This window comes from Pseudescherichia sp., from assembly GCF_031998825.1.
Classification (GTDB): Bacteria; Pseudomonadota; Gammaproteobacteria; order Enterobacterales; family Enterobacteriaceae; genus Pseudescherichia.
On sequence record NZ_DAMACX010000010.1, the window covers coordinates 71,730 to 94,218 of the forward strand.

The window sequence follows — 22,489 nt, forward strand, 5'->3', positions numbered from 1 at the left end:
CCTCATTCAGCCGACTGCGGCGCTGCCATCTGGTTGAAGCGACTGTCGGTATTGTCATCGGACTGGGTCTGCGGGTTGGTTTCGACGCGCTGATTCTCCCTGTCGATAATGGTCAGCACAGAATTACGTGACAGTTCGCGCTTCATCTCCATCTCGTTTTTCAGCGCCGCGATTTCCCGATCCAGCGCCTCAATGCGCTGGCCGGCGGTATCAATGGCCTTTGGCTGGGCAGCGGCATTCGGCTCCGACATACCGGTAACCATCATGCGACGCATCAGCAGCGCCGTTTCCACCGTGTCAGACATGGCCAGTTCGCCTGCAAGGCGGGCGGTTAGGGCCGCGTTATCCGGATCACGCTGCAGGGCTTTAATCACGCCGGCCGTCACCGGCAGTCCGCCAGTTTTCAGCTTCGCCAGATTCGCGGCCGTGGGCTTTTCCGTACCGTTGACGAGCCTGACCAGCTGCTCAGCGTTGGCTTTGGTTGCCTCTTCCAGCAGTGGGGCAAAACCGGTGCCGGCAACGGTCGTACCGGGCTGGTCATCCGCATCACCGCTGGTACATTCACTCGCGTTGGCACAGGTGCGCATCGAGCGATCGCCCAGCACCTTCACGGTCATGGCCGCCGCCTCTTCCGCGCTGCCGAATTTAGAGCATGCGCCACCGTTACAGCTGCTTTCGCCCACGGTCGAATCAGACGTGACGGGCAGACCGTTCATCATGTTGTAGCCGGCAGCGACAAGGTCATGGGTGACACGTATCGCGGGCTGCCCCGCCCCCCCACGTTTTTGGCCGCCAACCCAGTTACTACCTGACGCGCCGCTGGCCTTGCGACCTGCGTCATCAACACGAACTGCGTCAGCATCACCGCTGTTTACGATGGATTTGTACTCATCCATCATGGCCTGCTGCGTCCAGTTACTGCTGTCGCTGAAGTCCATCATTTTTTTCGCCATGTTCTGGCAGTTGAGTTGCGCCTTGTCGAATGACACATTGGCCTGAAGCACGCCGTTGGTGAGCATGTCATACAGACCGGGGTTAGCCCGCTGAATGACCATCGCCGGCAGACTGGCCACCGCGCCGGTGGCCCCCTGAATCACGTCGCCCATCAGGTTTTTAAAGCCTGATGTGACGCCGTTGAGCTGGTTGCCGACTGTGGTTTTCAGATCAAAATTGCCGCACATCAGGTCACTGCTCCAGCCGGTATTCAGCCCCAGCTTCTGCATATTGCCGCGCGTGGCCGGCTGGGAAATGACCGAGCCGCCGCCGAGGGTGTAGAACAGTTTGTCCGACACCGCACCATCGACGGACTTGCCGTAACCGATGGCGCTGTTGTTCACCTGCGGCAGGGACATGCCCAGGATGGTATTGTCATCATCGGCCGCGTGCGCGCCCGGGAGGACAGTCAGCAGTGAGCCGGTCAGCAGCAGGCTTAAGCGAACGGCTGAAAATGAAGGTGTTTTTTTCACGGTTTTCCTCATCAGATATCAGTGCTGCCCAAAAATTTCTGCCCGCGCTTTTTGCAGCAGCTGTAGGGCTGCCAGAACGCAAAGGCTTCATTGTTATCGCTCGCGGCGGTATAGCTCCCGTCCGGGAAGACGGCACATGACTGAGTCATGTGGGGAGCCAGCCGCTGCCATTTGTGATTGCGCGTGCCGGTGTTTTCCGTGACTTCGCCCGGTGGCCAGTACCCGTCATGATGGCTGCCCTGGAGCACCTGATAAACATGGGGCTGCCCGGCGCGGGTGATAATGTCTGCCACACGCTGCGCCACCACGGCAGAGGCTTTGTCATCATCGGTCTGGCTGATAAACCCCGAACGGGGATAGATGTTGCCCCACATATTGGCTGCTGCCTGACTGCCGATTTCCCGCTGGCCGGGCACAAGCGCTTCCGGATACAGGGACTCCGGTACGCCCGTGCGCCAGGCCGCCGAATCCAGCGTACTCAGGAAGTAAGGCATTAACGGGGTGGCTGCGGTATCACAGGAATAGCCCGGAATACTGCCGCCAATCAGGGAGGTGGCCGGGTGGCCAATCGCATCGGCATACTTGAAACGCACGGCGGACTTGCGCTGGCCGGGATTTTTCATGTCTGCCGGATTGGCTCCTCCGGCAGAAACACCGGAAAGCCCGCTGGTCACGGCACTTTCCAGCCCGCCGGCGGTCTGGCTGACAAACGCCATTTCCTGCCACGGGTTGCCGCCCGGCGCGACATAGGTCGAAACGACTGCCTGAGGAATGAAGTGGGTGACTTTGACCGACGTGCGCACCTTGCAGCCAAAGGGGGTGCAGAACAGCCAGTAACAGATGCCACTGACACGCCAGCTGATACAGTTTTGCGATACGGCGCTGGCAATAATCTGCGCCGTGTTAAGTGCTGCAACAGCTGCCGGCGCGGTTGCCGTACCCAGTACCGTGGCAACCGCCAGCGAGCACACTGTGGTTCTGATGCGGGAAGGTTTTGTATTCACTGACCACCCCCCCGGTTACGCAGGGAAGTGGCCACGTCAACATCCGTGGTGCCGTACACCACATCGCGGTCATCAAACACCACGGCCGGCACTTTTTTAATGCCCAGTTCCCAGGCCCGGACCACCTGGCGATAGGAATCATTCAGCTGCAGCTGTTTTTGTTGCCAGGCAGATGATGCCATAACCTGCCTGACCTGTGCTTCGGCCTGCTGCGGGTCTGCAGGCAGTTCCCCGAACATCTCGGCCTGCAGTTGGTCAGGACCATCAAGAAGTACCACCGGCACGTCCGGCGGCAGATTTGCCGGCAGATGCTGACTGTCGGTGAAGACGACCGTGCCGGCCAGTACGGATGCCGGCAGCAGAGCCGGCAGGAAAACAAGTGAGGTCAGTTTCATGAATCGGGGCTCCGTCAGACTGAATCGCCTGACAGCGTGCCCGTGGCCGTTCAAAAAAGCCGCATTAAATTCTATACCCGAACAAAAAAATTAATCAGCGAATCTGTAGCTTTTGCAGTAGGAAATGATCACAACCATTTAGCTAATGATATAACTACAGACGGTTAAACCCGGCATAAAGTACTAATCTGTAATCATTCAACTAAATTGCCAGAGGTGATGATGAATATCAGGTATCTGTATGGAAAGGAGAAGATTCTTGGCCCCGTTATCCGCGACGAAGCTCCGATACGACTGTGTGACCTGACGCATTATTCACGCATGGAAAACGAAAAAATGCGCGATAATGAAATGGAAAAAATTTTCACTCCGGATCGTTATCAAGTTGCTATAAAAATTAATGGGCGCACCCTTAACCCTGACGATATGACTGCAGATCCCATGTTTACGCTATCGCCTCGTCATTGTTATTGTATATGTTTGAGTAATCGGCAAGATGAGCCAGAACTCTATGCTGCTTTTAAAGCTGATATCTGCATCGCATTCGACGTTGATCTCCTCCAAGAAAGACTTTCTCTTTTAGACCACAGATTCCCGGGTACTGAAATTAAAGGGAAAGATGTGATCTATTATCATCCAGGAACGGCACCAGACAGCTTCACTCCTGAAGAACTTGTTTTTTTTAAACCAAATATATTTTCTCATGAAGCAGAGTATAGGATTGCGCTATTTTATCCTCTAAACAAAACAGGGTTTGCATACGAGGGAGGAGTTTTACCTTTCAAAATGGAAGGTGAATCAATGTTCATGGATATTTCCCATCAGCAAAAAGGATTTATAAGTGAATGCGTTAAGAAGGTTATGCGAAGGAAATCTTCTTGACCTCGTAGTCAATTTTATGACGTTACTTAGCAAAAAACCGGCCCTGAGGGCCGGTATGCAATATTGTTATTTTCTTTTTGTAATCATGCCCCTGGTGAAGGCAAGTCTGTAGTTATACGTCAAGCCCGTTAATCCACAGCATCAGATACACCAGGTCAGCCGAATCCGGCACCGTGATATACCAGCGCGGATGCGCATACTCCTCTTCCTGCGGCCAGCTCGTCTGTCCCGTCACGGTGATAAGAATATTCACCGCCTGCTTCAGCTTTCCCTCAAGATAGATGGCCACGCTGCTGCTGAGTCCCACCCGGTGCGGGTGACACGTCATTTTGACCGGCCCGGTCAGGCGCTGCCTGAGCATCGCCCGCAGCCTCACCAGATGCTGATGTGTCGCCGGGAGCACGCCGGGCTCCCCCTGAGGCGACAGGGTGAAAAGCGCACCGCCACTGTGCTCATGAATGGCGGGTTCAGGGTACTTCAGTGTCATCATACCGTGGCAGGCTCCTGTTGTTTATCCGTCAGACCGCGCAGACGGTCCAGATTCTGCGCGACGCGTTTTGCCGCCTCGAGTTCGCTGCAGTGAAATTCATTCATCAGCGCCCGGCGTTCGGCTTTCTCTTCTTTTTCCGTCATGCCCAGTGCCAGGAAGAGACTGGGCGGCACGGCACGAAACAGCGCTTCGATCCGTTTCGCCAGCACCACGCCTTCCGTATAACACCCCGACAGTTTACTGGCGGAAAGCAGCACCGATTCCTGCTCCGGCGTGAGCGCGCGGAAACGGCTGATATCTTTGACCTCCTCCGGGGGCATGGTCAGACAAATCCACCATTCCGCCATGTTCAGCATTTTTTCGGCAATATCCGGGTAGTCTTTAAGGTTCTGGGTGGCCAGCCACAGCCAGGCACCGAGCTTACGCCACATCTTGACCACCTTCGTCATGTAGGGCGACAGCAGCGGGTTGACCGTCACGATATGCGCCTCATCCACCGTGAAGACAATATCCCGGCCCAGGAACTGGTCACGCTCCGCGATGTTGTTGATCATGTTGGTCATCGAGACCATGGTCAGGGCCATCTGCGCCTCGTAACCCTCACGCGCCAGATGCCCCAGGTCGACCAGCGTCACGTCCGCTTCCGGCCACAGCTCCCCTTCGCGGTTGAACAGCTCCGCTTCAAAGCTCCCGGCCTGAGTGAACATGCCCAGGGATTCCGCCATTTCCGCCGCTTTCGCCTTGCGCTGAGCATTGCGGACATTGATGACGCCCTCATCGTTGTCAGAGGCAATGTCGTACAGCGCCTTCTGCAGGTCAGACGGCAGCATCTGCCGCCCTTCCTTATACGTGGCATGTGCCGCCATCAGCAGCGCCTCACGTATCATCGCCCTGTCGGCACGCTTAAGGTCAGCCTCTTCTTTCGGGTCGCCGCCGGTGATCATCATGCGCGCGGAGATTTCCATTTCACCGAGAACGTCACGCTTGTCATCCTCGCCATCGTCGTCCGTGTCGATATCAGGCAGGTCGCTCTCATCCACGGCCTGGGCGGCCAGGCCTTCTTCCACCAGTTTGTGAGCATCAGCAAACGGCGGCAGACTGACGCCGCTTCCGGGTTTGACGCTGATTTTATTCACCGTCAGCCCGAGGCTGTCAAAGAAGTCGGCCAGCAGGCCGAACGAGTTGCCGGCCTCCGCAATAAACAGCCGCGGACGATGGACGGCCATCAGCTGGGAGAGCGCGGCACACAGCGTGGCCGACTTGCCCGCCCCGGTCGGGCCGAACAACAGCAGATGCGCGTTCTGGGTGCGGTCGAGCTTGTTGAGCGGATCGAATGTAAGGGTATCCCCGCCGCGGTTGAAAAAGCTGAAGCCGGGATGCCCCGTGCCGGTTTCCCGCCCGGTTACCGGCAAAAGTCCTGCCAGGTGCTGAACCCATGTCAGACGGGTATACCAGTGTTTTTTGTCGCTGTCCGGGTTAAAGCACATCGGCAGCGCCCGCAGCCAGCTGTTCAGCGGACCTTCTTCAAACTCCGGCCGTACCGGCTGCAGACCGGCCCCTAGCAATACGGTGGACAGCTCCAGCCGCTTGCGCTTCAGGCTGGTCATGTCGTCGCCGCGCAGCAGGAAGGTGATCCCCGCCCGGTACAGCTTGTGCCGGTTGCCCAGATACTCTTTGACCGTCTTCACATCCTGGCGGACGCGGCCCGACTCGGTATTCTCACCGACCGCATTTTTCGACAGCCGGTTAAACTGCTCTTCAAGCCGGTCCTGGGGCTGTACCACCACGGTCATGCACACCATGGTCCCTTCCGGAAACATATCCATCAGGGCATTAATTTTCTTTTCACCCCGGCTTTTCTCGCCGGTCAGGGTGCCCGGCTCCGGCGGTGTACGCAGTTTTTCCACCGCCACCGCGCAGTGCGGCTTGTTGTCAATCCACCACACGCCGTTTTCCGGGTCTGAAACCGGCGGCGTGAACCACAGGGTTTCGGCAAAATCATTGCTGACCGGCACGGTGCCTTCAGGTGTCTCGCGCGGGTCTGCGTAAGCAGCCTGCCGATAGAGCGTGGTTTTCTCCACCCAGTCCGGTGACGGATTGAACAGCCGCAGCAGCCAGCCATGCACCTGCAGGCCGTTCTGCCGGGTGCAGCGGATCCCCGCCCCGCCCAGGGCATTAACGACCCGGTCACACACCTGATTGAGCATCGCCACCGGCGGCATCGGATCCCGGCTTTTACCAAGCCAGCGATAAACAACCATCCGGGTGCGGCGCTGCTGCCCGCGCCACGGCTGGCCGGTAATCAGCGAGTCAGTAAAAAGTCCCTCAGGCCGGGAGATACTGCGGATATGGCGCTCCATTTCACCCAGCCAGGCGTCGGTAAACGCCGTGCGCTGTGCATGTGGTTTGACATACCCGCGCAGCCTGTCCAGGTACGCGTCAGTGTCGTCCTCGTCCTGGCAGAAGAACTGCACGACCCAGGGATTCACGTCATGTTCATCAAAGCTGTCCTGAAGTGCATCCTCAACCGAGTCCCGGATCTGCTCCAGGCGCTCTTCGGTTCGCCCTTCGGTCGCCACCGGTGTCACATCATAAACGGCCCCCACCGACACGCCGTCATCAAGCAGGAGACACTGCTCTTCATCGAGAAATTCTGCCCAGGGCAAAAAGTCAATGATGGACGGATTGGCGTGATAAACCTTCTCCTCATCCTGGCGCGTCATTTTCCCGGGGCGCTTCAGAGGTTGCCGGCCCTTCACGGCCGCGGTCAGGGTTTCATCTGCCTGAACGGACTGGCCGTCATCAACCGGCGTCTGCCGGTCGGTGGATTTATTACGCGTAAACAGTGAAAGCATTACAGGGCCTCCGTGCGCTCGCCAGGCATGGCATACTGCGTCTGGCTGTAGAACGGGAACACAGTGCTGTAACCCGGCACCGGCGTGTTACCGTCTGCCAGATGGGGATACAGGTACATCACCATGTCGGGGTTGGGCAGCCGGGGAAACTGCTGGGTGATTTCGCTTTCCTGAGTACGGCTGTAGCTGCGGTCGGCCTGCGCGTCCGCCTGCGTTTCGCTGCCCGTCAGCGGGCGTCGCAGCGTGTCGCGGGCCGCCGCAGACTGGCGGGAAGTACTGCCGCCACCGTCCGCCCCGTTCCACAGTTCAAGCATGGTGTTATCGCCCGCCGGCAGCATTTCCTCTTTGGAGGTTGAGCAGCCGCTGAGCATTACACAGCTCAGGGCCAGAATGAAAACCGTTCTGTACATTACCGGTATCTCCTTTGTGAGGCGGCCGGATCGTAACCGCCGCAGATAAAAACGAACGCACTGACATTCAGCAGGTGCCCCAGCTCCCGTAATGTCATACGCGGGCAGTAAAGCCGGCGCGGGATTTTCGGGCTGCGCCACGAAACGGCACACTCCCGGGCACTGAGCGGCAGGGAGAACCTGCCGATATCCAGTAAAAGCTGGCCATTGCGCCAGCGCAGTAAAGGTGCGCCGGCAGGCAACAGCGCGACGGGTCGCAGCAACAGAACCGCAGAAGACGCAGGGATCACGTCAATATGCCAGCCTGCCCCGTCGCTGAACATCCAGCACACGGATGAAAGAGGGAAAAACGTTATCTGTCCCGCCATGGCCGTGTACTCAGTCCAGTCCGCCATTGTCACTGACGCCACCCGGCAGGGTGAAGTCGTAGCGCACCTTACGGCCCTTATCTTCATAATCAATGGCCAGCTGACGGGTGATATGCACGGCGAGACGGGCACCGGGCGGCACATAAATGGCATCAAACGTCATCCCGTAACGCTGTTTGATCCAGTCGGTGGTTTCAGACATGCCGCCGGAAATGGCTTTCCCCAGCGCCGCCTGTCCGGCGTCGCCGGTCATGGTGGCGGAAATGCCATTCACGTTGTTCTGCGTCGTGTACTGCCCCTGGCTCATCGCTTCACCCGCCGCACCGGCAGCCGACAGGCCAAAGATGGTGGGCAGGTAGGTGGAGGCGTTGGACTTACGTTCGCCGCCAATGCACGGGATCCCGTTTTCATCCGAAATCCAACCGATACCGCCACTGGTGCCGGTATCCTGTTTAGCCTGAGCGTTATTATTTTGCCCGCCGGCGTTGTTACTGGTGTCGGGTCTGGGGAGGGTGCGCACCGTACCGTCGGAAAAAACAAAGGTGACGCTGTTAACCTGCCCGCGCACGCAGGACAGCGTCCAGTCGCCGCTGGCCGTCCCCGAAACAATCGCCCCTTCGACGTCCGGTAACTCGATGCCGTTCGCCGTCAGGTTATCCTTACCGATAAGCACCTTGAACGGATAAGGATCGGTCACGGTGCCGTTGATGGGCACCCGGCCAAGCAGTGCCGTCATGGCGCGGCTGCCGACCAGCGTGGAATTTTCCGGCAGCGTGTAAACCGGCTCGGCGCTCTCTTCCGCCCCTTTTTCATTCGTCCGTCCCTTCACTTTCTGCTCATAGGCGGCTTTCTGGCGGGTCAGCTCATTTTCCCCCAGAAAAGAGGTCGGGAACTGAGGTGAGGCTTTGCCGCTGGCCGCATCCCGCGGATCCGTCTCTTTCTGGTCCGTCGGCGCGACCCACATCATGCCGTCACTGCCCTGAGAAGCGCTCCCCCCGGTGCTGCTGCCCATGCCGTCCAGTCCCAGCCCCAGCGGGATATCGCTGTCCGCCGTTTTTTTCTCGCTGTCAGGCTTTTTGAGTTTGTCAGTCAGCTCCTGGATTTTCGCCGTCAGGCTCAGTTGTTCGTTCTGAAGCTGAGCCTGCCGCTTGTCGTACTGCTCGCGCAGGCCATTAACGGCCTCATTCACCTGTCCTGAAACGTCCTGATTGCGCCGGCGCAACCGTTCGTTTTCTTTCACCAAATCCGCGTTCTGCTTATCCAGCGTTTTCTGGCGGTCACGCACATCGTTCAGCCGGCCGATGAGCGTGCGCAGGGTGTCCTCCGGCGTGTCGCCTTCCACCCCCAGCGCCTTCAGTTCATCCGGCGAGAGGTTTTTCAGGGAGCCGCTTTGTTTTGCCTGAGGTTGTTCTGCCGGTTCGTTTTTGCAGCTTTTGAGCCCCACGGCCAGCCCGGCAATCACCACGGCCGGCACGATAAACTTCACCAGGGCATTAGATTTAATCTGCATGGCGGGCCTCCTGTTTTACCGTGCGGGTCGCTTTACGCAGTGCAGACGGCTCAGCAATGAATGCGCTCTCCGGACGACCGGCGGTCACCACATACACCGTGGTGGTGTCTTCAGGCGTGCCGGCCGGACCGACCCAGCGGTGCTGGAAGGTGGCGGACACAAACTGTCCCTGCAGCGAGCGTGGATCCAGAACGACCTTACGGCTGCCGGTGTTCGTGAGCCTGAGTGCCACCACGCTGCGGTTTGCCACACCCCAGCCAGCCAGCGGCGTGACCGTTAATGGTTCAGAGGGATACAGCGTGCTGACACGTCGGGGCAGATGAGGATTGACCGGATGAATACCCGGGACCGCCTCGACCGTACGTGCCGGAGCATAAAGGCTCTGAGCGGCATATCGGGTCAGCAGCACCGGGATGGGGGCGCTGTAGCGGATTTTTTTACGCTTTGCCTGAGTACCATCATCGCTGCCGGTGGGAGCAGATGAGCCTGATCCGGAAGCAGCCCGGTCTGCACCACCTGGCTGACCGGCCGCATCGCCGGCGTGACTCAGCGTGCTGACATCACCGCTGTAGACCAGCCGCACCGGCTCAGTCGGCCCTTTTTCACCGGCGGCGATATCAAACAGCAGAACCTCGCCGCTTTCCACATCCTGCAGCTGCACCCGCGTCTGCGGAAAGGCGCTGTCGGCTTTCAGGTAGACGGCTCCCCCGGTGCTCTGCACCCGGAGTTTACCGTTAAGCGCCGGCGGAAAACCGACGCGGACGTTTTTGTCCACAAAGACCACCCGCTCCTGCCCCACCTTCAGGGGGATCTGCAGCGGAATACGCTCCCATTTCATCAGCTCATCTGCGCCGGCAGGACGTGATACCAGCATTGCCAGGGGCAGCAGGGCGAAGGACAGCGCCATCAGCCCGGCGCGGTAGTGGGGGTTTTTACTCATCACTGAAACACTCCTGACTTCTCCGGTTTAGGTGCAGGCGGTGCCGCCTCCAGACGCTGGGGCACACCGGCATAACAGTCCAGCGCCAGCCCGAACGGGTTGCGCTCCGCATCACCTTCCCAGCGCACCACTTTAAGCGGGTAACGTACCAGGGCGCGTTTGACCGGCTCGGCATGGAAATATTCGTCGGCCACCACGTCCAGGCGGGCAATCCAGTGATCGCGATCCTGTACGGTCACGCTCTGTGACTGGTAACCGCGACCAGGCACTTCATACACCACGCGCACGCGGTCGGTGAGCTCCCCGGCGTCACCGCGTTTCTTTGCATCCGCTTTCAGGAAATCCTGACAGGACGGCGTCAGATACGGCGACAGCGCATTGATTTTGGCGGAATAATCCACCTCGCCGTTTTTCGGCCAGGCATTGAGCTGCTGAAAAATGTAGAACGCAAAGGAGTAGACCGTCGGGGGCGGCACTTCCCACCAGGGCCGCGTGCTGCCGGTACGTAAATCCGGCGGGTTATGCACGGTCAGCTTGCTGGGTGCCAGCATCCAGCCTGCACAGGTGAATAAAAGGAAAAAGGCAAGCACGGCGCAGGCGATGCGCAGCGTCTGAATATGCTGGTCGCGGTCTTTTACCGCATGGCGAAAACGGCTCATGAGGCTCTCCTGTTACGTTTCACTGACCAGCCCCGGGCATCCACAATCAGTTTCGGATTGCCCATCCCCAGCCGGCGTTTTTTCGTCTCCAGTCGCTGCCAGAGCCAGTTCTCGGGCTTACCGCGCTTGAGCCTGGCCATCCAGCGGCCGCCGAACCAGACGAGCAGCAGCGGCATGACCAGCAGGCCGGTGGGAACGACAACCCAGCCGGCAAGCGGGATAAACGGCAGTGACAGGAGCAGACCCGCACCCGCGCCGGCAAGGGCTGCCAGCCCCATCTCATGGGTGGTAAACCCGCGAAATACCACGGGCTCACTGTTGAGACGGTCAGGTAAAAAACGAATGGTCTGCATCGTCGCAGGCTCCTACAACAGAATGTCGGCAGACTTGCCGAGCAGCCAGATAACGGCAACCAGCAGCACCACACCCACCACCACAATGGCCCCGAATTTGGTCCAGGTGGCTTTCTCATTGCGGACTTCGGTGAAGGTGTGCAGGGCGGCAATGGCAACGTTGATAAAGGCAACGGCCGCCACGACCAGCCCCCCGATAACAATGCCGTCCTGCAGGTAGCCCTTGATTTGTCCGGACAGCCCGCTTCCGCCTCCGGATTCAGGCGCTTCAACGCTTGGCAAGTCCGCAAAGGCCGGTTTGCAGGTGAGCCAGCCCAGGAGGGCAAGCGTACCGGCGCGGGTCAGCGTACGACTGGCGAGACGGCGCAGGCGGGCAACAACAGACTCAGAATGGTGCATGGAATTCATCTCCTGACTTAACGTTCATAATCGGGTTAACTGGCAAACATCCAGATACACACAAGCAACAGCAGCACGGTGCGGACGGCAAAACGCCCCAGGGCCGCGTCCCGCACTTTGGTGTTACTCCAGCCGGTCCAGACATCCGACAGCGCCCACGCGGCCCATAAAAAAAGAAATGCCAGCAGTGCCCCGATGCAGAGCAGATGAAGGATGTTCACATCAAGACTGCCGGAGCCGGCTTTAAACGCGTTCGTTTGTTCGGATGTCATGGGCATCAGGGCCGCTCCCGCCGGTAATTACCGGCCACATAAGACGGGTCACGCGGTTGCGCGCGGGAGGGCTCCAGATAGCGGTCAATGCCGCTGCGGATGGTGTTGAGATCGGATGTGGCCTGACGGTAATCAAAGAAAAAGCGGCCACGGTCAGCCGGGTCGGCCTGTGCAGCCGCCACGCGGGCCCGTTCAAGCGACGCCTGAACCTGGTCCAGCTGACGCTGAACAGACGCAAGCTCGTCTTTCTCGGATGCCTGTGCAGCAGCTGATGCCAGAAAGGTCAGCAATACCAGGCCAGTGATGCCCGGGACACGACGGTTGCGCCGCATGGCCGGACGATTTGAGTTCATACGCACCTCCAGAAGGATTAAGGGGTGCGGACAGGATGCGGAAGAGGGAGCGTCGGGTCAGCGATAAACCCTAAACAGGAATTTCAAAATTAATTGCAGGTCAGTGCCGGTGGCAGGTTTAGCTGTAAATAAAGGTTCATTGTGATATTAAGAAAACTCAACGGTAAACAGAGGGAAAATGAAAATGATGAAGACTGTTCTGAAGGCCACGTTAATCACTGCACTGATTACCGGCCCTGTTCTTGCGGCCGACGGTACTGGCAAAGTCCAACTTTCAGACCTGCATTTCGCCACAGCAGCAAATGGTTTGCAGCAAATTGAAGGCACGGGAACAAACGTGTCAGGTGGGCCTGTGAAGACTGTAATTGTCAAATTCAACTTGCTTCAGAATGGGGCAGTAATAGGAAATACGGCAGCGATGGCTGAAAATCTGGAGCCGGGTCAGCAATGGAAGCTACAGGCACCCTACGACAGCATAACCAACAAGCCAGACAGCTTCAAAGTGACAGAACTGACGGTATTTAATAACTGACACTGACGCGCCAGTAACAGTGGTTTCATGGCTTGTCTGCTGACGGCAGGCGCGCAAAACAAGTTTTGCACGCCTCCGTCCAGCCCTGATTTAAAGATACTTCTTGAATGAGGCAGTGGTCACGGTCACGGCGATACCCAACAGGACAGCCGCCGGCAACAACAGCAGATTGGGGTAGACTGCAGTGGGCCAGGAAAGGTACAGCATGGCGGGCACCACGGCTGCCGGTTTGACCAGTTTCTTGGCATGGTGATAGACAAAAGAACTTTCATACCCCGCCCCGTAACGCCGCAGATCACGCCGCCCCAGCCCCTCAACCAGGGCCACCACCACGACCAGCACAAACAGCGGGACGGACAGCACCAGGATGGTGACGCGTACCAGTGTGATAATGCTTATCCATACCGTGGCCAGCAGGTATTCACGCAGGTAGCCGGCAAGCCAGCCGCTCCAGCTGTTGATTTCCCGCGTGACTGCATTGTCACTGTGCATCTGGTGCGCATACTGCTGCCGGACCCAGTCAAGGAAGCCACTGTCCACAAAGGCCCACTGATACGCGGTGCTAACCCAGCGCACAACCGTCACCGATGGCTCAGACAGCAGCAGGCTGCGGGTGAACTCTGTGGACAGCCACCCCAGCTCGGTGTTCATGACCGCTTCACTGTGCGCCGCCCCGGCTTCCGGCCAGAAGAAGGCGATGCCGATATATTCAATCAGCAGGCTCAGCAGCAGCGAGGACAGCACCACGCCCACCAGGGCCCATGGCCAGCCCCAGAGCAGATTATACAGAATGCCGTGCTTGCGTTCCGGCAGCGTCTGCTGCTGTGGGGGACGTTTTACCTCAGCCATTCGCCCCTCCTGTGACCGGCACGTTCAGGGCCGGGCCGTCCCGCCACCAGGATTCGCCGCTGTGATAGCTGCGCCGCATCTCCTCCGCTATTTTCTCAATACTTTCCGGCATCAGCACATCATCAGCATCCCCGGCAGGCAGCGGCATGCGGATTTTCCACAGTTGCCCTCCTTCCAGCAGGGCAAACGCCTGCCCTTTTGGTAGTGTCACGATATCGGCCGGCTCCAGTAGTGGGACTTTTACCGTCCCGACGCGGTCCTGGGTGCTTGAGGTGAAGTCCTGGTCTGCATTGACATCCGCCGTGTCCTGGTGCCCGGAGACCAGCGTTTTGGTGTAAATCTCCACCTGCGGCAGCTGCGTGGTCAGCAACTCGGCGGTGCGGTTCTCCCTGACGCGCAGCATAATCAGGTTGTTAAAGTTACCCTGTACCTGGGCCGTCTTGGCCGCATTCCCGATGCGTGCCTCAATATCAGAAGACGTCTGGGTATAGGCCGTCACCTGCATGCCGGCACCGCCCCCTTTGTTGATGAGAGGAATAAACTCATACCCCATCAGCTCGTTAAACTCATCGCAGTGCAGGTTAATCAGGGACTTCCCTTCTTTCCCGCCCGGCAGGCCCGCATTGATACCGTGTTTATAAATGTGCCCGGCCACACTCACCAGATCGGCGAACATGGAGTTACCGACCGCGCTCGCCACTTCACTGTCACTGAGCGCATCGAGCCCCACATACACCACGGCTTTTTTACGGATGATCTGTTCCCAGTCAAAAATCGGCCGCGTGTCGTCAATGTCCTGATAATCCGGCGACAGCAGCTCGGCGGTCTTGCCGGTGGTCAGTTTTTCCAGCAGCGGCAGCAGCGACGCCACGATTTTGTCAAAGTAAGTACGGTCATAACGTACCGCTGACCGCAGCCCGTCAAGGATGGGATCATAGAGTTTTTTACCCTCTTCTGAACTCAGGGCAACCTCAATGGCCCAGATACGTAAGGCATCCGGCTGACCCTGCATGTTACGGGGCACGTCGTCCTCTCCCAGCACCTGCTGATTATTCTCAATCTGCGTCTGCAGAGCCGGCAGCTGCGCCTGGATGATTTTTTCCGCATAGCGGATATAGAGATCGGCGATATTGTTCACGTAGCGCATGATCAGCGTGTAGTCAGGGCGCTCACCCAGGGCGACCAGCGCACGGGCGATGATGTTGACGAACCGCCAGGCAAATTCGCGAAATGCCGCGCTGTTCCCCTCACCCGACAGCTGACCGGCCACGCGGGACGCCACCTCTGACACGCGACCAAAACGCCCGACGGCATTATAACGGGCTGAAATTTCAGGCCAGCCAAGATGAAAAATATACAGCTTGTCCCCGCGTCCAGCCCGGTGGGCCTCTGCCCAGACGCGTTTCATCAGGTCTGCGTCGCCTTTCGGATCAAACACGATGGTGACTTCACCCCGCCGGATATCCTGGGTGACCAGCAGCTCTGCCAGCCGGGTCTTCCCGACGCGCGTGGTGCCGTACACCACCGTATGGCCAACGCGCTCCCCCAGAGCCAGGGTGACGTCTTTTTCGTCGGGCTCGATGCCGTGCAGCGCCGGATTGCCGCCCACCGGTGGTAATGGCCGCACCGGGTTCAGCGGCGTATCGGCACTCAGCAGCTTACCCAGCCAGGGCAGACGGTGCTCTGTCATCATTTCGAGCTGACGCGCCCCCAGGTAAAAGCGGTTTGGCTGCAGGTAACGGGCCACTTCAGGGCGCAACGTATCCTGCAGCCGCTGGGTGTGTTTCTGCGTCCAGCGGAACCCCCGGCCTAGAAACAGGCGACGATGACTGACGGGGATCTGTTTAGTACTCATGACATAGCGCGGCAGGCGGCGGAGATTCCGGCGGTAGCGAATAATCTTCATCCCCTGATGCGTGCGGGTGACGGCCAGCGCCGCAAACCCGGCTGCGGTGACATAGCTGACAGACGGAGCCAGAGCGACAGCCCAGGGTGCCTGCACACAGACATACGCCGCCATGCCCGATACCACGGCGGTATTCAGCTCAACGGCCGGACGCAGCAGGGCCTCAATGACGTAACGGTTACTCATCGTCTGCCTCCTTTATAATTTTACCGTCGGCTATACGGATATACGTTCCCCTCCCGGCACCGGCTTCCCTGCAGGAAAGGGAGTGGTAACGCAGGGCATCCGCCAGTAAGCGCCAGAGCACATACAGAACATTCGACAGGATGAAAAAAATGATCCATACAGCCCGCAATGACAGCAGGTAATTGTTCGCCGCGGTTTCTGTGGAGACGGCAGTGACGGTACAGGCTGCCGGCTTTGCATCAGGCGGAGCCGCATTATCAGGCGCCGGGCATTCCTCCCACATGTAATGTCCGGGCGGCGCGGTGCGCCATGCCGTTGCCTCCTTCTGCAACTGGTCGTTCAGGTCACTGACCGGATGGCCGAAAACAAGCCAGGCGAGCAGGTAGACACCGCCGAAAGCGGCAGGCACGAAAACGGCATGACGGAATAAACAGAACACAAGCCACAACGCGTAACGCAGGCTGTTCAGGAAGATGTGCATAAAAGATTCCTCAGAGATACTGCCGGACGTCCTGACCGGCGAGAATGGCCAGCAGGCGTTGCCCGCTGATGATGCGCAGACGCGGTGACGCCGTGCGAATGGTGCGGCTCATTTTTCCGGTACGGCCCGTGTGGATAAACAGCCCCCGGCGGCCGGACTGCAGGAGAAGCCGGTCGAAGTCCTCAACATGTGCGGGGGAAACAGCACGACTGTACCGTTTGGCCTGGATAAGCCAGTGCTCACCGTCAATGATGACCTGACCATCAAGGCCGCCGTCACCGCTGTAGGAGGCATTGCGCACCACGGTCAGCCCCTGGCGTTCAAAGGCAGAGAGCAACAGCTCTTCAAAGACATAGGGACTGACTTTGCGCAGATAGCTCAGACGCTGCCCGTCTCCCGGCAGGCGGGTCAGTTTATCCAGTACCCGCCCCGCCGTTGCCCGGTATCGCCGGTGACGGCGGGTGCTGGCTTTCTCCCGCCGACGCAGGTTCAGAAAGGCCATCACCACCAGGAAAAGGACAACCAGTATGACCGCCCCGTAAGGGTGCGCCATCAGCAGACCGTTGATATCTGGCGCGCTCATCACGGCTTAACCTGCTGCGTCAGGCCGGTATCGGTGATGAGTACCGGATAATGCGCAATCTGCAGGCGACGGGCCAGTTCGCTGCCGGAAGCCGGGGCCAGGCTGACACCGGGTGCCAGCTCGCGCAGCTCGCGCACGGTATCCATGTCTGTGACGTTGACTATCATCCCGGCCGCATGCTGTTCAGCCAGCGCGCCGGCATTGGCTTTCAGCCATTCACGGGACAGAGCATCATCCCCGATCAGAAACAACGCCCCAATGCCGGGCAACTGCAGCGGCCGGTCTGCTGTATTCCCCGGGCTCAGTTCAGGTGTGTTAACGGGTAACATACCCGCCATCCCGTCAGCCAGCGGAACACCGTGGTCCGGCTGGCGTGAAGGCTGTACGTCACTGACGCCGGGCATGCCGGGCTGTTTATTAACGGCCTCAAAATACGGCGCAGCATCTTCACCGCCCAGATCAGCAATCACATTCAGTTCAGCATGGCCGGTCAGGGGAAGGAGGGTAAACAGCAGTAAGGACAGCGTTTTCATCAGGGTTATCTCCCGGGTTCAGTCCAGACGAAGCCTGGATCGGGGGTGAGCGCAGCAACCGAGCGGGGCGCTTCAGCTGCCGGCGCAGAAATGCGGGGTGCAGGGCTGATTTTTGCCAGATGCCCTCTCACAATGGCGCGGTAACGTGCAGCAGGCTGACCACCTGCGGGATGGTGGTAGCAGCCGGCCGCATCCAGCCAGCTGCCTGGCTTACGCGCCCAGCACTCACGCAGAATGGTGGCGGCGGCGTTCAGGTTGGTGTAAGGGTCAAACGCATCCCACGTCGAGGCAAAATGATGACCGTTCCAGCCCAGATTGACCTGGGCAATACCGACATCGATGCGCTTAAGCGGGTGACGCTTCATAAAGACCTGCAGCGCCTGCCAGGCCTGCAGGCGCGTCTCATAGCGATACCCTTTGCCTGCCACATTGATGGTCCAGGGCCATGGCCGTATTCCGCGGGGAAGTTTGCGCGAAGACTCGCTCAGTGATACCGAGTAAAGCGCTTCGGGGGGCACGCCGTGCGCCATGGCCACGCGGACGTAACCCTCCGGCACCGTCTGGTCAGCATGGCCGTCAGGGACGGCCGCCATCAGTAAGCCCAGCGCCAGCGCGCCGGTCAGAATGCTGCGATTGCCCATTTACCGTCTCCCGCCTGCTGCAGTAAAACCGGCATCAGGCCGTTACCAAAGCGCATCCACCGGCCGCCGTCGTGGTTAAGCGTGATCTGGCGCTTGCGGACCTTTTCCACGGGAATGTGATGGTCCCGCGCCCAGCTGCGAAGCGCATCATCACTGCCCTGGCTGTCGACCAGATAGATGTCCACCGGCCGGTTGTCAGCCAGCACGGCAGACAGTTTCGCGTCGCAGGTTGCGCAGTCTTTTGACCTGACGAACAGTGCCAGCCGGCCGCCACTGTCGTGCGCCACGCCGGAGGCGTTCCCCATATTGACCGGCAGTGTGCCCGGATACAGGCGCTGCCAGGCCGCGTTCACCTCACGCTGGAAATCAAGCTCTTTCTGGGTGCGGGCAAACTCTTCCTTCACCCACTTTTCAGCAAACTTACGGCGCTCTGCCGGCGTCTGCGCCTCGATACCGAGGGTGGAAAGCGGATCGAGACCCGGCGACTGGGTACCCCGGGGTCCCTTCATCAGCTGCTGATAACGCTGATAATCGTCGGCACTGAGTCCCCACTGACCGGCCTGCTGCTGCAGGTTTTGCTGTGCGGAGTCCGCCCGTTGTGTTGATTCCTGTCGGCTGACATCCGTCTGTCCTGATGTGGTCGCGGCCAGGGTCAGGGGACTCAGCAGCATGGCGGCTAAAAAGGTGTGTTTCAGTTTCATCATTCGCTCCGTTATTCTGCTCTGAGCACGGTCAGGCGGCCGTTAACCCGAAACGTCGCCTCACCATAACCGGCACTGACCAGCGTCCAGCCGGCAACGGTTTCGCCCTCTCCGACCAGGGCCACCTGCGACAGGCTGCTGTAGCCCCGGGGCGCGATGGCAGCCCAGGACTCTGCCCCCCGCTTCTCCACGCCCGTCAGCACAAAAGGCGCATTGCGGGCCACGCGAAGGGACGGAGCAGCACGACGTGTGTCAGCGGGACGGGGCTTTTTTGCAGCAGGCGCGTTTTTTTTGACCGGTGCGGCGACAGGTGCGGCGGGTGCGGGTGCCGGCTGTGATTTCAGCGCTGTCAGCTGCTCAGTCAGCGCACTCAGGCGGGTTTCCAGCCCCTGCTGGGCGTCCTGAAGGGTTCGCAATGACTGACGCACGGCGTCGTCGCTGCCGGCCTGTTTCGCAGCAGCGCTCAGCTCCTGCTGCATCTCACCAAGTTTTTTCCGGGTATCCTGCAGGCCGGTTTTGAGCGTGGTCACATCTGACTGCAGGGCCGCGACTGTCTCAACAGTGGCCGCTGTACTGCCCTGAGATTCAAGGCGTGCAAGGCGTTCATCAAGGTTCGATATGCCCAGACTGAAGGCGGTGTAGCCCAGCGCCAGAATGCCGGCCAGCGCCACACCGCTGGCAGCGCCCCAGATGAGGCGGCAGCGGGGACGCCAGCTGAATCTTTTACGAGCCGGAGCGGGGTCAGTATGGAATGGTTGCTGTTCGCTCATTTTCTCAGAAACCCTCCGCTGACAGGTTTAACGGGTACTGACTGAGGGGCGCTGATGGCCGGTTGTGACACGGCGGACGGCGCAGGCGTGGACCAGCTGCTGACCGGCGGCGGAAGCTGGGAGACCGGCAGCTGGTAGCCGTCGCGCAGGCTGTGGCAGACCACACGCTGTACATCATCCACCTCAAGCTGCCAGGCCGGACCGGCCAGGACCTGCAGGGCAGTACGCAGGCGCATCGGGCCCAGCTGGTACTGAACCGCCGGCAATGCCTGGCGGTAAAGCACGCCGTTGGCGGAGCCTGTCGCGCACAGGGAATAACCGGACTGGCGCAGGGCGTAACGCAGCGCATCCGCCACGGTAGGATGCAGGGATGACGGGATACGGATATCAATAATCTGGGAGAGAGGGTCACGCTGGGCCGCCTGCGGATCGGTGCTGACCAGCAGATAACGATCGTAGCGCACCACTTCCGGCGTCCGCGCATACTCGTCCGGAGAGACCGGCTGAACGTTGCGGGTGACGGTGGTGCCGGGTGTCGGGTCGGCAGGCGCACGCTGTTGCAACTTTTGCGGCTGGGAAACACAGCCCGCAAGGAGCAGCAGGGGAAGAACAGTGGCAAGCCTGCCTGGTGAAAATACGTTGTGAGAGGTGTTACGTTTCATCCGGAATTTTCCTGTACAGTGATAAAACAGCCCTCACTGTGCGGAATCGGTCCGGTTTCACTCAATTAACAACTGATTTTCCGTTGATGAAAAAAAACGCCACCCGAAAGGATGGCGTTGCGGTGAAACAGACAGTAATCAGTCCGGGTAAAACTCGTTACTGAGAATAGTATCTGTTGTCCAGATGCTGTCTTCAGGAAAGATATCCAGACCTATGCCGGTTTCTTTGGAAGCATCGGCGCGGGCGTCAAACCACACATCCGCAAGCCATTCAGGATCAGAAAACGCGCTTTTCAGGCTCGGCGTCTTGTTCAGACGTCGTACAATCAAATCACGCTGACCTTTAATGGTTAACTCCCAGCTTTTACCTCGATGGGTTGGCTGAAACTTCCATTTAAGAAGGTGGGCCAGTAAGACAGCCATACGGCTGGCCAGCTCACGCTTTTCACTTTTGCCCACGTCTTCAATCTCCTCGGCGATGTTCTCAATATCAATCTGACTGAGCTTTCCGGCACGCAGTAAAGCTGCCTGTTCACTGGCCCAGGCAACAACGTCTGAATCGTAACGTGCTCCCATACAAGCCTCCGTTAGTCAAAAAGTGAAGAAACCGCCAGAACAGATATGCTCCGGGGATAACATAAGATGCAACATAAAAAGTTGCTTCCTGAAGTTTGTCAGAGACAGTCATAACAGTCAAAGCTCCATTAATTCAGAGGGCGTGAATTGCCACTCTGGAACAGTCATACCCGAATCCAATGAACGGTATATCGTCATCGAAGTCCATCGGTGGCGCACCGGCACTGCTGCCGGAGGCCTGGCCACTGTGAGTCGGTCCTGAAGGTTGCTGAGGCTGCCCCCAGTCATTCCGGGAAGACGTATTCTGTCCGCTGCCGGACTGGCGGCCGCCAAGCATCTGCATGGTGCCACCAATATTGACCACCACCTCTGTGGTGTATTTCTCCTGGCCGGCCTGATCGGTCCATTTGCGTGTGCGCAGCTGACCCTCGATGTAAACCTGGGAGCCTTTGCGCAGATATTCACCCGCAATTTCTGCCAGCTTGCCGAAAATAACCACCCTGTGCCATTCGGTCACTTCTTTCTGTTCGCCGGACTGCTTATCGCGCCAGCTCTCAGACGTGGCCAGAGAAAGGGTGGCAACTGCACTGCCGTTGGGAATATAACGAACTTCAGGATCCTGGCCGAGGTTTCCGACAAGGATAACCTTGTTAACGCCGCGTGAGGACATAATCATTTCTCCTGTAAGGAATAAAGAAACACCCCGCGAACGGGGTGTGTCAGGTGCGCATCAGAATGAGTTTTCTGCGTAGTTTTGTTGTGCGGCAGAGCCATTCTGCGGCGGCACGGAGTCAGATTTTTCAGTCTTGTAAACCATTTCCTGGCCTATTTTGATCCAGTCCACCTTTATCAGGCGGGCTTTCAGACTGACGCGCTGTTCGCCGGCATGGTCGCCTTTGTTCAGCGTAAATATGTCCGTGGACGGGTTACTCAGGTTAAAGCCCAACAGGACTTTCTTGTCTTCATCGACGGCTTTCTGGCAGCGGGCGATAAGGCTGGTTGCCTCTTTACCTGCGACAGAAATGTCAAAACGGACGTAGGCCGGATTATCAGTCGGACCACTCAGTGCATTTATTACGCAGCTGAGGAACGAGCCATTCTGATGGTTAACCTGGCGGATGTTGCTGAGATACCCGATGCCTTTGATAGTCAGGTTGAAGTACTCAGATTTTGCAGATGCAGAAGTATTGTTTGCAGACATGATGTTTTCTCCATGGAGGTAAAAAAAGGTACGGCGGAGAAACCATCTGCCCTGACGGGAGTGGTTTCCCGTCGGGGGTCAGGATCGGTTGAATCCTGAGAGTCTGGTATGTTGAAAGGACCTCAATCACTGTGCAGTGATATCCGTTTCCAGAGGTTAAACGGATTTACCACCCGAAGGTATCCTCTCTCAGGCTGCGAGGATTTTCCGGTCACCCGAAGGTGTTTCTCTCAGACCGGTGAAACGTTAGCTGGCAGTCACCCTAAGGCGTTTCTCTCAGACTGCTGAAACTTTAGCTGGCTGTGAAAAACAGCGGTAAGCACTGTTGATTTTTAAACCAAACAAGCCTGGTGTCAACCCATAAAACCAGAAATGAAAACGGCGCTGCATATGCAACGCCGTGGGGGCTGTACCAGACCTTAATGTATCTCACTACTCCGGGGATCCGTTCCCGACGCGATTTTCACGGAGCGCATGCGTCTTACAGTTCCTGCCAGATGTGCGATGGCAGA

The 22,489-nt window shown here is 58.5% G+C and carries 28 protein-coding genes; 2 read left to right on the forward strand and 26 right to left on the reverse strand.

The genetic code is table 11. The features are described from left to right. Positions 1-2 precede the first annotated feature (2 nt). From RTP97_RS07070 to RTP97_RS07080, 3 genes are read right to left on the reverse strand one after another with little or no spacing between them, the layout of a single operon-like run. Positions 3-1,478 carry an integrating conjugative element protein gene (locus RTP97_RS07070; RefSeq protein ID WP_020899219.1) on the reverse strand — a complete coding sequence of 492 codons (1,476 nt, stop codon included), beginning with the start codon at positions 1,476-1,478 and terminating at the stop codon, positions 3-5. Then, positions 1,478-2,470, reverse strand: coding sequence for a TIGR03756 family integrating conjugative element protein (locus tag RTP97_RS07075; RefSeq protein WP_020899220.1), 993 nt, complete (start codon positions 2,468-2,470; stop codon positions 1,478-1,480). Before RTP97_RS07075 ends, RTP97_RS07070 begins: the two co-directional genes overlap by 1 nt. Continuing rightward, positions 2,467-2,865 carry a TIGR03757 family integrating conjugative element protein gene (locus RTP97_RS07080; RefSeq protein ID WP_006785980.1) on the reverse strand — a complete coding sequence of 133 codons (399 nt, stop codon included), beginning with the start codon at positions 2,863-2,865 and terminating at the stop codon, positions 2,467-2,469. Before RTP97_RS07080 ends, RTP97_RS07075 begins: the two co-directional genes overlap by 4 nt. Before the next feature lie 336 nt (positions 2,866-3,201). Between RTP97_RS07080 and RTP97_RS07085 the strand changes: the two genes are divergently transcribed. Next, the gene (locus RTP97_RS07085) at positions 3,202-3,747 is read left to right on the forward strand and encodes a hypothetical protein (protein ID WP_223151192.1); all 546 of its coding nucleotides are present in this window, start codon (positions 3,202-3,204) and stop codon (positions 3,745-3,747) included. 112 nt (positions 3,748-3,859) lie between these two features. Here the strand turns inward: RTP97_RS07085 and RTP97_RS07090 are convergent, their stop codons facing one another. Genes RTP97_RS07090 through RTP97_RS07140 form a run of 11 tightly spaced genes read right to left on the reverse strand, consistent with a single transcriptional unit; the run spans position 3,860 to position 12,356 of the window. Then, positions 3,860-4,237 (reverse strand): hypothetical protein, encoded by a 378-nt coding sequence (locus tag RTP97_RS07090; protein WP_004115528.1) that lies wholly within the window; start codon positions 4,235-4,237, stop codon positions 3,860-3,862. Continuing rightward, the gene (locus RTP97_RS07095; protein WP_023202704.1) at positions 4,234-7,092 is read right to left on the reverse strand and encodes a conjugative transfer ATPase; all 2,859 of its coding nucleotides are present in this window, start codon (positions 7,090-7,092) and stop codon (positions 4,234-4,236) included. Before RTP97_RS07095 ends, RTP97_RS07090 begins: the two co-directional genes overlap by 4 nt. Beyond that, positions 7,092-7,502 carry a TIGR03751 family conjugal transfer lipoprotein gene (locus RTP97_RS07100; RefSeq protein ID WP_006785978.1) on the reverse strand — a complete coding sequence of 137 codons (411 nt, stop codon included), beginning with the start codon at positions 7,500-7,502 and terminating at the stop codon, positions 7,092-7,094. Before RTP97_RS07100 ends, RTP97_RS07095 begins: the two co-directional genes overlap by 1 nt. After that, positions 7,502-7,897 carry a hypothetical protein gene (locus tag RTP97_RS07105; protein WP_020899223.1) on the reverse strand — a complete coding sequence of 132 codons (396 nt, stop codon included), beginning with the start codon at positions 7,895-7,897 and terminating at the stop codon, positions 7,502-7,504. Before RTP97_RS07105 ends, RTP97_RS07100 begins: the two co-directional genes overlap by 1 nt. After that, complete coding sequence (locus RTP97_RS07110) at positions 7,881-9,380, reverse strand: TIGR03752 family integrating conjugative element protein (RefSeq protein WP_006785974.1); 1,500 nt, start codon at positions 9,378-9,380, stop codon at positions 7,881-7,883. Before RTP97_RS07110 ends, RTP97_RS07105 begins: the two co-directional genes overlap by 17 nt. Further along, positions 9,370-10,320, reverse strand: coding sequence for a TIGR03749 family integrating conjugative element protein (locus RTP97_RS07115; RefSeq protein WP_006785972.1), 951 nt, complete (start codon positions 10,318-10,320; stop codon positions 9,370-9,372). The genes RTP97_RS07110 and RTP97_RS07115 overlap by 11 nt, the downstream gene beginning before the upstream one ends. After that, positions 10,320-10,979 carry a PFL_4703 family integrating conjugative element protein gene (locus RTP97_RS07120; RefSeq protein ID WP_004115533.1) on the reverse strand — a complete coding sequence of 220 codons (660 nt, stop codon included), beginning with the start codon at positions 10,977-10,979 and terminating at the stop codon, positions 10,320-10,322. The genes RTP97_RS07115 and RTP97_RS07120 overlap by 1 nt, the downstream gene beginning before the upstream one ends. Beyond that, positions 10,976-11,332, reverse strand: a complete 357-nt coding sequence (locus tag RTP97_RS07125) for a TIGR03750 family conjugal transfer protein (protein WP_004115534.1) — start codon at positions 11,330-11,332, stop codon at positions 10,976-10,978. The genes RTP97_RS07120 and RTP97_RS07125 overlap by 4 nt, the downstream gene beginning before the upstream one ends. 12 nt (positions 11,333-11,344) lie before the next feature. Beyond that, complete coding sequence (locus RTP97_RS07130) at positions 11,345-11,731, reverse strand: TIGR03745 family integrating conjugative element membrane protein (protein ID WP_006785968.1); 387 nt, start codon at positions 11,729-11,731, stop codon at positions 11,345-11,347. 35 nt (positions 11,732-11,766) lie between these two features. Further along, positions 11,767-12,009 carry a TIGR03758 family integrating conjugative element protein gene (locus RTP97_RS07135; protein ID WP_003029734.1) on the reverse strand — a complete coding sequence of 81 codons (243 nt, stop codon included), beginning with the start codon at positions 12,007-12,009 and terminating at the stop codon, positions 11,767-11,769. Beyond that, a complete protein-coding gene (locus RTP97_RS07140) occupies positions 12,009-12,356 on the reverse strand; it encodes an RAQPRD family integrative conjugative element protein (protein ID WP_006785967.1) in 348 nt (115 codons plus the stop codon). Before RTP97_RS07140 ends, RTP97_RS07135 begins: the two co-directional genes overlap by 1 nt. 184 nt (positions 12,357-12,540) lie before the next feature. Between RTP97_RS07140 and RTP97_RS07145 the strand changes: the two genes are divergently transcribed. After that, positions 12,541-12,888 carry an FxLYD domain-containing protein gene (locus RTP97_RS07145; RefSeq protein ID WP_016808262.1) on the forward strand — a complete coding sequence of 116 codons (348 nt, stop codon included), beginning with the start codon at positions 12,541-12,543 and terminating at the stop codon, positions 12,886-12,888. A gap of 90 nt (positions 12,889-12,978) precedes the next feature. Here the strand turns inward: RTP97_RS07145 and RTP97_RS07150 are convergent, their stop codons facing one another. The 12 genes from RTP97_RS07150 to RTP97_RS07205 all read right to left on the reverse strand — a co-directional run bounded on the left by RTP97_RS07150 (position 12,979) and on the right by RTP97_RS07205 (position 21,977). Continuing rightward, a complete protein-coding gene (locus RTP97_RS07150; RefSeq protein ID WP_006785966.1) occupies positions 12,979-13,737 on the reverse strand; it encodes a TIGR03747 family integrating conjugative element membrane protein in 759 nt (252 codons plus the stop codon). Next, on the reverse strand, positions 13,730-15,829 hold the full coding sequence (traD, locus tag RTP97_RS07155; RefSeq protein WP_006785965.1) for a type IV conjugative transfer system coupling protein TraD: 2,100 nt from the start codon (positions 15,827-15,829) through the stop codon (positions 13,730-13,732). Before traD ends, RTP97_RS07150 begins: the two co-directional genes overlap by 8 nt. Then, the gene (locus RTP97_RS07160) at positions 15,822-16,310 is read right to left on the reverse strand and encodes a hypothetical protein (RefSeq protein WP_006785964.1); all 489 of its coding nucleotides are present in this window, start codon (positions 16,308-16,310) and stop codon (positions 15,822-15,824) included. Before RTP97_RS07160 ends, traD begins: the two co-directional genes overlap by 8 nt. 10 nt (positions 16,311-16,320) lie before the next feature. Further along, entirely contained in the window at positions 16,321-16,893 is a 573-nt protein-coding gene (locus RTP97_RS07165; protein ID WP_006785963.1) for a restriction endonuclease, read from the reverse strand. Continuing rightward, positions 16,893-17,426 carry an integrating conjugative element protein gene (locus tag RTP97_RS07170; RefSeq protein WP_006785962.1) on the reverse strand — a complete coding sequence of 178 codons (534 nt, stop codon included), beginning with the start codon at positions 17,424-17,426 and terminating at the stop codon, positions 16,893-16,895. Before RTP97_RS07170 ends, RTP97_RS07165 begins: the two co-directional genes overlap by 1 nt. Positions 17,427-17,431: 5 nt before the next feature. Further along, on the reverse strand, positions 17,432-18,067 hold the full coding sequence (locus RTP97_RS07175) for a transglycosylase SLT domain-containing protein (RefSeq protein ID WP_006785961.1): 636 nt from the start codon (positions 18,065-18,067) through the stop codon (positions 17,432-17,434). Then, positions 18,046-18,768 (reverse strand): TIGR03759 family integrating conjugative element protein, encoded by a 723-nt coding sequence (locus tag RTP97_RS07180; RefSeq protein ID WP_006785960.1) that lies wholly within the window; start codon positions 18,766-18,768, stop codon positions 18,046-18,048. The genes RTP97_RS07175 and RTP97_RS07180 overlap by 22 nt, the downstream gene beginning before the upstream one ends. A gap of 11 nt (positions 18,769-18,779) precedes the next feature. Then, positions 18,780-19,538, reverse strand: coding sequence for a hypothetical protein (locus RTP97_RS07185; protein ID WP_020899224.1), 759 nt, complete (start codon positions 19,536-19,538; stop codon positions 18,780-18,782). Further along, positions 19,535-20,200, reverse strand: coding sequence for a PilL N-terminal domain-containing protein (locus RTP97_RS07190; protein WP_006785957.1), 666 nt, complete (start codon positions 20,198-20,200; stop codon positions 19,535-19,537). Before RTP97_RS07190 ends, RTP97_RS07185 begins: the two co-directional genes overlap by 4 nt. 138 nt (positions 20,201-20,338) lie before the next feature. Beyond that, positions 20,339-20,776, reverse strand: a complete 438-nt coding sequence (locus tag RTP97_RS07195) for a DUF29 domain-containing protein (RefSeq protein ID WP_006785955.1) — start codon at positions 20,774-20,776, stop codon at positions 20,339-20,341. 133 nt (positions 20,777-20,909) lie between these two features. Continuing rightward, positions 20,910-21,446 carry a single-stranded DNA-binding protein gene (locus RTP97_RS07200; RefSeq protein ID WP_006785953.1) on the reverse strand — a complete coding sequence of 179 codons (537 nt, stop codon included), beginning with the start codon at positions 21,444-21,446 and terminating at the stop codon, positions 20,910-20,912. A gap of 60 nt (positions 21,447-21,506) precedes the next feature. Continuing rightward, on the reverse strand, positions 21,507-21,977 hold the full coding sequence (locus RTP97_RS07205) for an STY4534 family ICE replication protein (protein WP_006785950.1): 471 nt from the start codon (positions 21,975-21,977) through the stop codon (positions 21,507-21,509). Between the last annotated feature and the right edge of the window lie 512 nt (positions 21,978-22,489).

Coding starts and splice junctions, on each gene's coding strand:
- RTP97_RS07095 (WP_023202704.1), bottom strand. CDS start 7,092: ATGCTTTCACTGTTTACGCGTAATAAATCCACCGACCGGCAGACGCCG.
- RTP97_RS07185 (WP_020899224.1), bottom strand. CDS start 19,538: ATGAGCGAACAGCAACCATTCCATACTGACCCCGCTCCGGCTCGTAAA.
- RTP97_RS07105 (WP_020899223.1), bottom strand. CDS start 7,897: ATGGCGGACTGGACTGAGTACACGGCCATGGCGGGACAGATAACGTTT.
- RTP97_RS07165 (WP_006785963.1), bottom strand. CDS start 16,893: ATGAGCGCGCCAGATATCAACGGTCTGCTGATGGCGCACCCTTACGGG.
- RTP97_RS07090 (WP_004115528.1), bottom strand. CDS start 4,237: ATGATGACACTGAAGTACCCTGAACCCGCCATTCATGAGCACAGTGGC.
- RTP97_RS07195 (WP_006785955.1), bottom strand. CDS start 20,776: ATGGGAGCACGTTACGATTCAGACGTTGTTGCCTGGGCCAGTGAACAG.
- RTP97_RS07150 (WP_006785966.1), bottom strand. CDS start 13,737: ATGGCTGAGGTAAAACGTCCCCCACAGCAGCAGACGCTGCCGGAACGC.
- RTP97_RS07110 (WP_006785974.1), bottom strand. CDS start 9,380: ATGCAGATTAAATCTAATGCCCTGGTGAAGTTTATCGTGCCGGCCGTG.
- RTP97_RS07205 (WP_006785950.1), bottom strand. CDS start 21,977: ATGTCTGCAAACAATACTTCTGCATCTGCAAAATCTGAGTACTTCAAC.
- RTP97_RS07130 (WP_006785968.1), bottom strand. CDS start 11,731: ATGCACCATTCTGAGTCTGTTGTTGCCCGCCTGCGCCGTCTCGCCAGT.
- RTP97_RS07125 (WP_004115534.1), bottom strand. CDS start 11,332: ATGCAGACCATTCGTTTTTTACCTGACCGTCTCAACAGTGAGCCCGTG.
- RTP97_RS07080 (WP_006785980.1), bottom strand. CDS start 2,865: ATGAAACTGACCTCACTTGTTTTCCTGCCGGCTCTGCTGCCGGCATCC.
- RTP97_RS07170 (WP_006785962.1), bottom strand. CDS start 17,426: ATGAAAACGCTGTCCTTACTGCTGTTTACCCTCCTTCCCCTGACCGGC.
- RTP97_RS07135 (WP_003029734.1), bottom strand. CDS start 12,009: ATGCCCATGACATCCGAACAAACGAACGCGTTTAAAGCCGGCTCCGGC.
- RTP97_RS07175 (WP_006785961.1), bottom strand. CDS start 18,067: ATGGGCAATCGCAGCATTCTGACCGGCGCGCTGGCGCTGGGCTTACTG.
- RTP97_RS07145 (WP_016808262.1), top strand. CDS start 12,541: ATGATGAAGACTGTTCTGAAGGCCACGTTAATCACTGCACTGATTACC.
- traD (WP_006785965.1), bottom strand. CDS start 15,829: ATGAGTAACCGTTACGTCATTGAGGCCCTGCTGCGTCCGGCCGTTGAG.
- RTP97_RS07070 (WP_020899219.1), bottom strand. CDS start 1,478: ATGAGGAAAACCGTGAAAAAAACACCTTCATTTTCAGCCGTTCGCTTA.
- RTP97_RS07085 (WP_223151192.1), top strand. CDS start 3,202: ATGCGCGATAATGAAATGGAAAAAATTTTCACTCCGGATCGTTATCAA.
- RTP97_RS07200 (WP_006785953.1), bottom strand. CDS start 21,446: ATGTCCTCACGCGGCGTTAACAAGGTTATCCTTGTCGGAAACCTCGGC.
- RTP97_RS07140 (WP_006785967.1), bottom strand. CDS start 12,356: ATGAACTCAAATCGTCCGGCCATGCGGCGCAACCGTCGTGTCCCGGGC.
- RTP97_RS07100 (WP_006785978.1), bottom strand. CDS start 7,502: ATGTACAGAACGGTTTTCATTCTGGCCCTGAGCTGTGTAATGCTCAGC.
- RTP97_RS07160 (WP_006785964.1), bottom strand. CDS start 16,310: ATGCACATCTTCCTGAACAGCCTGCGTTACGCGTTGTGGCTTGTGTTC.
- RTP97_RS07115 (WP_006785972.1), bottom strand. CDS start 10,320: ATGAGTAAAAACCCCCACTACCGCGCCGGGCTGATGGCGCTGTCCTTC.
- RTP97_RS07190 (WP_006785957.1), bottom strand. CDS start 20,200: ATGAAACGTAACACCTCTCACAACGTATTTTCACCAGGCAGGCTTGCC.
- RTP97_RS07120 (WP_004115533.1), bottom strand. CDS start 10,979: ATGAGCCGTTTTCGCCATGCGGTAAAAGACCGCGACCAGCATATTCAG.
- RTP97_RS07180 (WP_006785960.1), bottom strand. CDS start 18,768: ATGAAACTGAAACACACCTTTTTAGCCGCCATGCTGCTGAGTCCCCTG.